Raw genomic sequence first — 8,955 nt, 5'->3', positions numbered from 1 at the left:
GAAGCTGCAGATGACGATCACCTATGCCAACATCCCGGACGGCATCCTGCCGGTCGAGCTGACCTCGTTCGACGGGGTTGTGGATGGCTCGGACGTCGTGCTGGCCTGGGAAACGGCCAGCGAGACGAACAACGCCGGCTTTGAAGTCCAGCAGCTCATCGGCGGCGGGTACCAGACGCTCGCGTTCGTTTCGGGCTACGGCACCACGAACGAGGCGCAGGCCTACAGCTACCGCGTGACCGGCGTCGCCGCCGGCACCCACAGCTTCCGGCTCAAGCAGGTCGACTTCGACGGCACCTTCGCGTACAGCGACGCCGTGACGGTCGAGCTGGCCCTCGAAGGCGCCTTTGCCTTCGCGCCGGCGGCTCCGAACCCGTTTAATCCGCAGACGCAGTTCAGCCTCACGGTGGCGCGTCAGCAGCACGTTCGGCTTGCGGTGTATGACATGATCGGTCGCCAGGTGGCGCTGCTCCACGACGGCACGCTCGCCGCGCAGGAAGCCCATCTCTTCCGCTTCGAAGCCAGCAACCTGCCGAGCGGCCGGTACTTCATCCAGGCTACCGGCGAGGTCTTCTCGAGCACGCAGACCGTCGTCCTGATGAAATAACGCCGGACGGCGTTCGCACCGGCGTACTACCTGTTTCAGGTTAGCCTCCAGGGTCACCGACCCTGGAGGCTTTTTGTTTGCCCCTTGCCGCGGCGCATTAAGGGGGCTGCCAAACGGACGATTGCTCCAGTGAGGGCCCAACACGCGAATCCCATCCGCGTCCCTCACACCCCACACTCGTTCACGGTTTAGCTCCCCCTTAGCATGCGCGCCCTCCGCAGGCCTCTGTCGAGCGCGGCGCTGCTGGTTCTTCTTGCAAGCGCGATCACGGCCCCGGTGTTCGCGCAGACCGGCATGGCGCCCGAGCGAACTCGCCTCCAGGCGAACGCTTTCGACGAAGTCCTTTCCATGGCCCATTCGCGTGGCCGTCTCCCCGTTCTCGTAACCCTCGCCGATCCGGTGGACGCGGGCAAACGCACCGCCGCGCAGCGCGAAGCGCGCTACGTGGAGCTGCGCCGGTCGGTGCTGGCTTCGCTGGGCGCCGGCGCGCGGGAAGTCCGCGCCTTCCGTCACCTGCCCGTCATGGCCGTCGAGGTCGACGCGCAGGCCATCGAAGCCCTCCGCGCCTCGCCGCATGTGGCCTCGATCCAGGAAGATGCGCTCTACGCGCCGCTGCTCGACCAGAGCGTGCCGATGATCGGGGCCGACCGGGCCTGGGAGATGGGCGGCTCGGGCGCCGGCGAGATCGTGGCCGTGATCGACACGGGCGTCGACGCGAGCCATCCGTTTCTGGCCGGCAAGGTCGTCGCCGAGGCCTGTTTTTCGACCAGCTACGAAAGCGCGGCGAGCGACTTTGTCTCGGTTTCACTGTGCGGCGACGGCACCGACGAGCAGATCGGGGAGGGAGCTGCCGCGAACTGCGACCCGTCGATCGCCGGCTGCGACCACGGCACCCGCGTCGCCGGCATCGTAGCCGGCCGCGGTGACTATTTTTCGGGCGTCGCGCGGGATGCCGAGCTGCTCGCGATCCAGGTGTTTTCCCGGTTCGACAACTATTGCGGCGCCGATCCGTGCGTCCGCTCGTGGGTATCCGACCAGATCGCGGCCCTGGAATACGTCTACGACCTTTCCGATACCGAACGCATCGCGGCGGTCAATCTGAGCCTGGGAGGCGGTCATTACACGTCGGAGGAGAGCTGCGACGAGCTGAATCCGGCCATGAAATCGGCCATCGACCTGCTCTGGCAGAAAGGCATTGCGGTGGTGGCGGCGTCGGGCAACAGCGGCATGAGCGATGGGCTCGTGGCGCCGGCGTGCGTGTCGACGAGCGTGAGCGTCGGGGCGACGTCCCTCGGCGACGCGGTCGCCTTGTTTTCGAGTAGCGCGCCGTTTCTGGATCTGCTCGCTCCGGGCGAAAGCATCACGTCGTCGGTCCCGGGCGGGGGTTTGCGTCTGGTGACGGCACATCCTTCGCGGCGCCGCACGTGGCCGGCGCTGGGCCATTCTCAAAGGCCGCAGCCCGGACGCGCCCATCGCGGAAATCCTGGCCAACCTCACCACGACCGGGGTGCCCGTGGTCGACAGCCGGAACGCGGTCACCACGTCGCGGGTCCGTACGATCTGGCGCTCGGGCGGAGATCCTGCCCTCGAGCACGCGTGCCACCTTTTTGATGACAAGCGCTTGCGCTGCCGGCTCAAGTAAGAACATCAGACCCCAGGCAAGAACGCCGCTAAAAGTCCGGTTGAAGAACTCCGAGGCCTCGACGGTACTTCGCTCGATCGGCACACCTGGAAACCGCTCGCGGAACGCGGCAACCATGGTTGGTGACGCGTCGACGGCGTACGTCGTGAGGCCGGCCTCCTGAAGGATCCGCGTGCTCGGCTCACCGGGGCCCGAGCCAAGGTCGAGCACCGTCGCGCCAGGCGGAAATGCGTCTGCCCAGGCCTTCACGACCGCGGCACCGATAGAGTCGCCAGCGCGTGGACGGATACCTCGTCCGGCAATGTAGATAGCCGCGACCGCCTCATAGCCGTTGGAGTCGTCTTCGGTTGCTGTACCCATTTCACGTCGAAAATCATTCGGTTCCGAATTCATCACTACCCTTTCAACATAACGGATTTACCCGCACTGGATCAAGCGAGCCGGCACCCCCAGTGGCGAAGACGGGAAGCCCGTCGCAGCCGGCGTGGTAATCACCGAGCCGCGGGAATGTGTCCGACTGAACGCCCGGCTACGCATGTGTTGCTCGACGATTTCTGAGTAGCCCGATGACCTGTCGCCGGACAACCACTGCCATTCTTCTTTGAACCTGATTTTGCCGTCACTCATTAACTCGTGTTACGCAAGGCATCGTGTCCATCGTGGATGCAAGATGAAGGATGCAGGATTTCGTCCAAAAAGCCTGTTGCCCGGTACAAAATCCTGCATCCTGCATCAGATTACCAGGCACACGGCTGCGTAAGATCAGTTACGATTTTTTCTCCGGCAGCGCCACCCGGATATGCAGTTCCTTGAGCTGGCGTTCGTCGACGGTGTCGGGTGAAGACACCATCAGTTCCTGCCCCGTCTGGGTCTTCGGGAAGGCGATGACGTCGCGGATGTTTTCCGTGCCGGCGAGGAGCATGGTCAGGCGGTCCAGCCCCAGCGCGATGCCGCCGTGGGGCGGGGCGCCGTAGGTGAACGCGCCCAGCAGGAACCCGAAGCGTCGCTCCGCCTCCTCTTCGTTGATGTTCAGGAGCCGGAACATCTGGTTCTGGATGTCGCGGTTGTGGATCCGGATCGAGCCGCCGCCGACTTCGTTGCCGTTCAGCACGAGGTCGTACGCCCGGGCGCGCGTCGCGCCGGGGTTGTCGAACATCGTCTCCATGTCTTCCGGGTGGGGCGACGTGAAGGGGTGGTGCATGGCCACGTAGCGTTTGTCTTCCTCCGACCACTCGAGGAGCGGGAAGTCCGTCACCCACAGGAAGGCCCACGGACCCTGGTCGCCCTCGGGGAGCAGGTTGAGTTCGCGCGCCATCTCGAGGCGCAGGGCGCCCATCTGTTCGTACACTTTGGGTGCCTTGCCGGCGAGGACGAGCACCAGATCGCCCGTTTCCGCGCCGATCGTCGCGAGGGCCCGATCCACCGACGCGGTGGGGAGCACATCCGCCTTCACCGAGGCGAAGGTCTCGGATCCGTCGGAAGGCAGCTTGAAATAGACGAGGCCGCCGGCGCCGAGGCGCTTGCGGACAAACTCCTTGTCGAGCCGGTCCATCGCGCCGCGCCCCCGGTCGCCCTCGCCGGGCACCCGGATGCCGACGATCTTGCCGCCCGTCTCCAGCACACTGTCGAACACGCGGAAGCCGCTGCCCTGGAAGGCGTCGCTCAGGTCGTGGATTTCGAGGCCGAAGCGGAGATCCGGTTTATCGCTGCCGTAGCGGGACATGGCCTCGGCGTACGGCATACGCTGGAACGGCGTCGTCAGCTCGACGCCCTTGATCTCGCGCCAGACGGTCGTGATCAGGTCTTCGATGATGCGCTGGACGATGGCCTCGGTGGCGAAGGTGATCTCGACGTCGACCTGGGTGAATTCGGGCTGGCGGTCGGCGCGCAGGTCTTCGTCGCGGAAGCACTTGACGATCTGGAAGTAGCGGTCGAGGCCGGCTACCATCAGGATCTGCTTGTACGTCTGCGGGGACTGCGGCAGGGCGTAGAACTGCCCCGGGTTGAGCCGGCTCGGCACGAGGAAGTCGCGCGCCCCTTCCGGGGTCGATTTCATCAGTACCGGCGTCTCGATTTCGAGGAAACCGTGCTGGTCGAACACGCGGCGCACGATCTGGCAGAGCCGATGGCGGATGACGAGGTTGCGCTGGAGTTCGGGCCGGCGGAGGTCCAGGTACCGGTAGCGCAGACGCAGCTCCTCGTTCGCCAGCTTGCGCTTCTCCTCATGGGCCGAGACCTGGAAAGGGATAGGTTCGGCGTGGTTGAGGGTGAGCAGGCCGGAAACGCGCACCTCGACCTTGCCAGTGGGCAGCTTGAGGTTGATGGTCTCCTCGGAGCGCGGGCGAACGGCGCCCTGGACGGAGATGACATCTTCCGTCCGCAGCCGCTCGGCGGCGGCGTAGGCTCCGGCGTTGTCCTGGGGCGAAAAGACGATCTGCGTCAGGCCGTGGCGATCGCGCATGTCGATGAAGATCACCCCGCCCAGGTCGCGCCGCGTATCGACCCAACCCTTCAGGGTCACCGTCTGCCCGACGTGCTCGTCGCGCAGCGCGCCGCAGGTGTGGGTACGCTCGCCGTGGGTATCGACAGTCGTTTTTTGTTCGGTTCGGGGTGTTTCCATGAGATGATGTACGTCCACTCAGCCGTGAAAATGGGGCAGAAATATACGGCGCAACGTCGGCTGGATCGGTTTGTTCGCGGAAAAATCGATTTTGGATTGTAGATTGCGCGCCGTGACATTGGAATAAGTTGGAGCCTTCATGCTGGTCCTATTACAGAATCCGTACATCCTCGCGTCGCTCTTTTATCTGCTGGCGCTGATCATGGTCGGGTATTACAAAAGCCGGGTGGTGAAGACGGGGGAGGACTTCATGGTCGCCGGCCGGACGCTCCCCTGGTACGTCCTCGTGGGCACCTTGCTGGCCACCTGGCTGGGCAACGGCTCCCTCTTCGGCGGCGCCGGCCTCGGCTACCGCACGGGGCTCTCCGGACTCTGGCAGAACGTCGGCGCCTGGGCGGGGATCGTCTTCGTTTATTTCATCGCCAAACGCATCCGAAACTTCGGGCAGGTGACCGTGCCCGATATCTTCGAGGCGCGCTACGGCAAGATTTCGCGCGTGCTTGCGACGCTCATCACCGTCGTGGCCTACATCACCATCGTCTCCTACCAGTTCAAGGGGGGCGGCCGGGTGCTCCAGATCATGACCGACGGGGTGGTGACGGTCGAGACCGGCATCATCATTACCGCCATTTTTGCGATCCTTTATACAGTCCTCGCCGGCATGCTCTCGGTCGTCTACACCGATGTGGTGAACGGCGTCCTGATGCTGTGCGGGATCTTCGTGGGCCTCCTTTTCCTGATCGTCGCGGTCGGCGGGGTGGACGAGGTGATCGCGGCGGCGAAGGAGACGGGCAAGTGGTCGCTCTTCGGCAACTGGGCGGATGAACGCGCCAATGTCGATTCAGGGCCGATCATCGCCATCTCGTTTCTGATCCCGACGATGCTCCTCTTGCTGGGCGACGCCAACATGTACCAGCGCATCTTCAGCGCCCAGGACGGCGGGCAGGCCCAGCGGGCGGTGTTCTTCTGGGTGATCGGGGTCATCGTGCTCGAAACGGCCATCCAGTTCTTCGGGCTCACGGGGAGCCTGGCGGTGGATCAGGGCCTGATTACGGATCTGTATGGGACCGGGCGAGCGGCATCGGAAAACATCATCCCGGCGGCGGCGCGGCAGGCGTTTCCACTGTTCCTGGGGATGATCCTGGTCGCGACGATGATGGCGGTGATCGTGTCTACGGCGGATTCGTTCCTGCTCGTGCCGGCGACCAACCTCACGCGCGACGTCGTGCAGCGCTTCATCAAGCCGGACATGGGTGAGAAGGCCGTGGTGCTCATGGGGCGCGGCTGGGTGCTGCTCCTGGGCTTTATCGCGTACCTGCTCGTCGAGCAGTTCCCGACGATTCTCGACGCGGCCTACACGGCGTACCTCATCTACGGCGCGGCCATCACGCCGCCTCTGCTGGCGGCGTTCCTGTGGAAACGAGCGACCTGGCAGGGCGCGATCGCCAGCATCATCGCCGGCAGCGCCGTCACGATGATCTGGACGTTCTATCTCTCGGATCAGCCCTATTACGCCACCTGGAGCCCATTCCTACAGGAAGTCACGTACCCCGCCGTGGGCGCTTCGCTGTTCATGCTGATCGGGGTCAGCCTCGTGACGCCGAAGCCCGCACCCGAGACCTGGGCCCCGTTCTTCAACGACTCCGCGCATCTGAGCGCGTAGCGGCCCTGAGGGGTTCAGGGGTTCAAGGGTTGGAGGATCAAGGGTCGAGGGGATGCAGGTTCAGGGGTTCAATGGATGTAGGATCAAGGGTCAAGGGGATGCAGGATGCAGGATGCAGGATGCAGGATCAAGGGTCAAAGGGATGCAAGATGCAGGATGCAGGATCTCTCCTGATTTCTGTCTTTGGGCTGTACTCCATCCCGCATCCTGCATCCGCATCCTGCATCCCGCATCCTGCATCCCGCATCCTGCATCCGCATCCAACATCCCGCATCCTGCATCCAACATCCCGCATCCAACATCCCGCATCCAACATCCTGCATCCAACATCCCGCATCCAACATCCCGCATCCAACATCCCGCATCCAACATCCTCCATCCCCATCCCACCTCATGTCCGATACCCTTCGCGTAGCCATCCAGCGTCTTCCTCATGCCGACGGGCTCGAACTGCCTGAATATGCCACCGCGCAGAGCGCCGGCATGGATCTTCGTGCCGCCGTCCCGGCCGACGAACCGTTTACGCTCAAGGCCGGCGCCTTCGCCATGATACCGACGGGCCTGCAGATCGCGCTGCCGGCGGGGTTTGAGGCCCAGGTGCGGCCGCGGAGCGGGCTCGCCGCCAAACACGGTGTGACGGTGCTGAACAGTCCGGGCACGATCGACAGCGATTATCGCGGGGAGTGCAAGGTGATTCTGATCAACCACGGCGCCGTCGACTTCGTCATCCAGCGCGGCGAGCGGATCGCGCAGCTGGTCATCGCGCGCCACGCCCGCGTCATCTGGGATCCGACCGAGTCGCTCGAGGAGACGGAACGAGGAGCCGGCGGGTTCGGGTCGACGGGCCGGTAGGGACGCACGGCGTGCGTCCCTACGCGGGGACACCGGTCACTGGTCATTAGGGGAACCCGATCGGGGAATCGGATTCGACCAATGATGCCAATAAGTAGTTGAATTAGGGCAAAATCTCCCGAAATAATGTCATCTCGACCGAAGACGCCGGCTTGCCGGCATTGGAGCGGAGAGACCTCCTTAACATGGGCTTTTGAATGTCATTTGGAGATCACGACGCTGCCGCATCCTCAAAGGCGCAGTGCTCGGCATAAGGAGGTCTCTCCGCTTCCCCCCGCGTACGCGGGGGTTCGGTCGAGATGACATTTCTTTTTGCTGAACCGTTTCAACGGCTGATTCGCATCAATGACCAATGACCAAATGACCGGGGTCAGAATGTCGGCGTGAGCCGCAGCCAAAGGGTGGGCTCGCGGTCGACGCCGGGCAGGTCGGTCAGCGGCCAGGCCAGTTCGAGGCGGATCGTCCGGTCGGCGAAGCTCATCCCGAAGCCGGCGGAGGTGAAGAGGTCGCCGAGGTCGAACGTGTTGGTGCCGGCGATGGTGTTGGTCCAGCCGGCGTCGCCGAAGCCAAAGACCTGCACGTCGTCCATCCAGTCGCTGAGCGGCGAGATGCGGGCGATGGTCAGTTCGGCGTTGCCCAGCAGCATGCGCGATCCGTAATAGGCATTCTGGGGGTATCCGCGTACGGATCCGATCCCGCCCAGCGTAAAGAGCTTCTGGAACGGCGCATCGTCCGACGCGACGCCGCCGCGGGCCCGGAGCGCCAGCGTGTTTTTGAAGCCCATCGGGATGTAGATGCGGGCGTCGCCGACGAAGCGGTCGAACGACCGGCTGGCGAAGGTGCCGGTTTCGGCCTCGAGCCGGTAGGCGAATCCGCGCGGGTAGGTCGACAGGTGCGACAGCATCCCGCCTTCGATGGCGAAGACGTAGGAGGTCATCCGGCCTTCATCCACCAGCGGATTGATGCGGAAGTCGCGGCTGCCGAAGAGCGACCACGAGGTGTTGTTGACGAGGCTGCTGTAGTCGTCGTCCCGGTAGCCGGCGCTGATCTGGGCGAAGGGCGTGAGCCGCTGCATGGCGTAGACCGTGAAGCCCTCGGTCTGGTAATAATCCATGTAGTCGTACTCGAAGAGCATCGCGGCGAGCGTGTTCTCGACCCAGCTGATCTTCCAGGTGTCGTTTGTGCCGGTGTTGTAGCGGTAGGATCCGCCGAGCTTGAACTGGAAGTCGTCGTTCCCCCGGTAGAAGGGGGCGAATTCGGCGCCGCCTTCGAAACGGCCCTTCTTCAATTCAAAGGCGTAGCCGGCCTGGCCGTAGATCTTCGCCTGCTCGAAGTCGCCCCATTCGAGCGGCATCAGGCGCGCGCCGAGCACGAGGCCTTCCACGCGGTTGTAGCGGATGGACGGCACCGGACGGTAGAGGCCCGTTTCGCGGAACGGCCAGCGGTTGTAAAATTCGCCCACGAAGGCCTCGGCCTCGTCGTACCGATCGAACGGTTCGTTGCGGTACCGGTACGTAGTGCGGCTGCCGTGGCGGGCGACATGGGAGGCGGTGTCGCGGGCATCCTCCACT

At 64.1% G+C, this 8,955-nt stretch carries 6 protein-coding genes; 4 read left to right on the top strand and 2 right to left on the bottom strand.

Annotation, left to right across the window (positions count from 1 at the left end):
* Positions 1-607, top strand: a 607-nt coding sequence (locus R2834_24615) for a T9SS type A sorting domain-containing protein (protein MEZ4703537.1), incomplete at its 5' end; no start/stop codon positions are given.
* Between the two features lie 204 nt (positions 608-811).
* The gene (locus tag R2834_24610) at positions 812-2,218 is read left to right on the top strand and encodes a S8 family serine peptidase (protein MEZ4703536.1); all 1,407 of its coding nucleotides are present in this window, start codon (positions 812-814) and stop codon (positions 2,216-2,218) included.
* Between the two features lie 797 nt (positions 2,219-3,015).
* Here the strand turns inward: R2834_24610 and aspS are convergent.
* Positions 3,016-4,869, bottom strand: a complete 1,854-nt coding sequence (aspS, locus tag R2834_24605) for an aspartate--tRNA ligase (GenBank protein ID MEZ4703535.1) — start codon at positions 4,867-4,869, stop codon at positions 3,016-3,018.
* Between the two features lie 139 nt (positions 4,870-5,008).
* Between aspS and R2834_24600 the strand changes: the two genes are divergently transcribed.
* Both R2834_24600 and dut read left to right on the top strand, forming a co-directional pair.
* Positions 5,009-6,532, top strand: a complete 1,524-nt coding sequence (locus R2834_24600; GenBank protein ID MEZ4703534.1) for a sodium:solute symporter family protein — start codon at positions 5,009-5,011, stop codon at positions 6,530-6,532.
* 393 nt (positions 6,533-6,925) lie between these two features.
* Positions 6,926-7,384: a dUTP diphosphatase gene (gene dut, locus R2834_24595; GenBank protein ID MEZ4703533.1), complete on the top strand. Its 459-nt coding sequence runs from the start codon at positions 6,926-6,928 to the stop codon at positions 7,382-7,384.
* A 370-nt stretch (positions 7,385-7,754) separates the two neighbouring features.
* Here the strand turns inward: dut and R2834_24590 are convergent.
* A partial coding sequence (locus R2834_24590) for a DUF5686 family protein (GenBank protein ID MEZ4703532.1) occupies positions 7,755-8,955 on the bottom strand: 1,201 nt, incomplete at its 5' end.

The sequence above is a fragment of the Rhodothermales bacterium genome (assembly GCA_041391505.1).
In the GTDB taxonomy this organism is placed as follows: domain Bacteria; phylum Bacteroidota; class Rhodothermia; order Rhodothermales; family JAHQVL01; genus JAWKNW01.
This window is presented reverse-complemented; position numbering and strand designations above follow the sequence as displayed.

Coding starts and splice junctions, on each gene's coding strand:
- R2834_24610 (MEZ4703536.1), top strand. CDS start 812: ATGCGCGCCCTCCGCAGGCCTCTGTCGAGCGCGGCGCTGCTGGTTCTT.
- aspS (MEZ4703535.1), bottom strand. CDS start 4,869: ATGGAAACACCCCGAACCGAACAAAAAACGACTGTCGATACCCACGGC.
- dut (MEZ4703533.1), top strand. CDS start 6,926: ATGTCCGATACCCTTCGCGTAGCCATCCAGCGTCTTCCTCATGCCGAC.
- R2834_24600 (MEZ4703534.1), top strand. CDS start 5,009: ATGCTGGTCCTATTACAGAATCCGTACATCCTCGCGTCGCTCTTTTAT.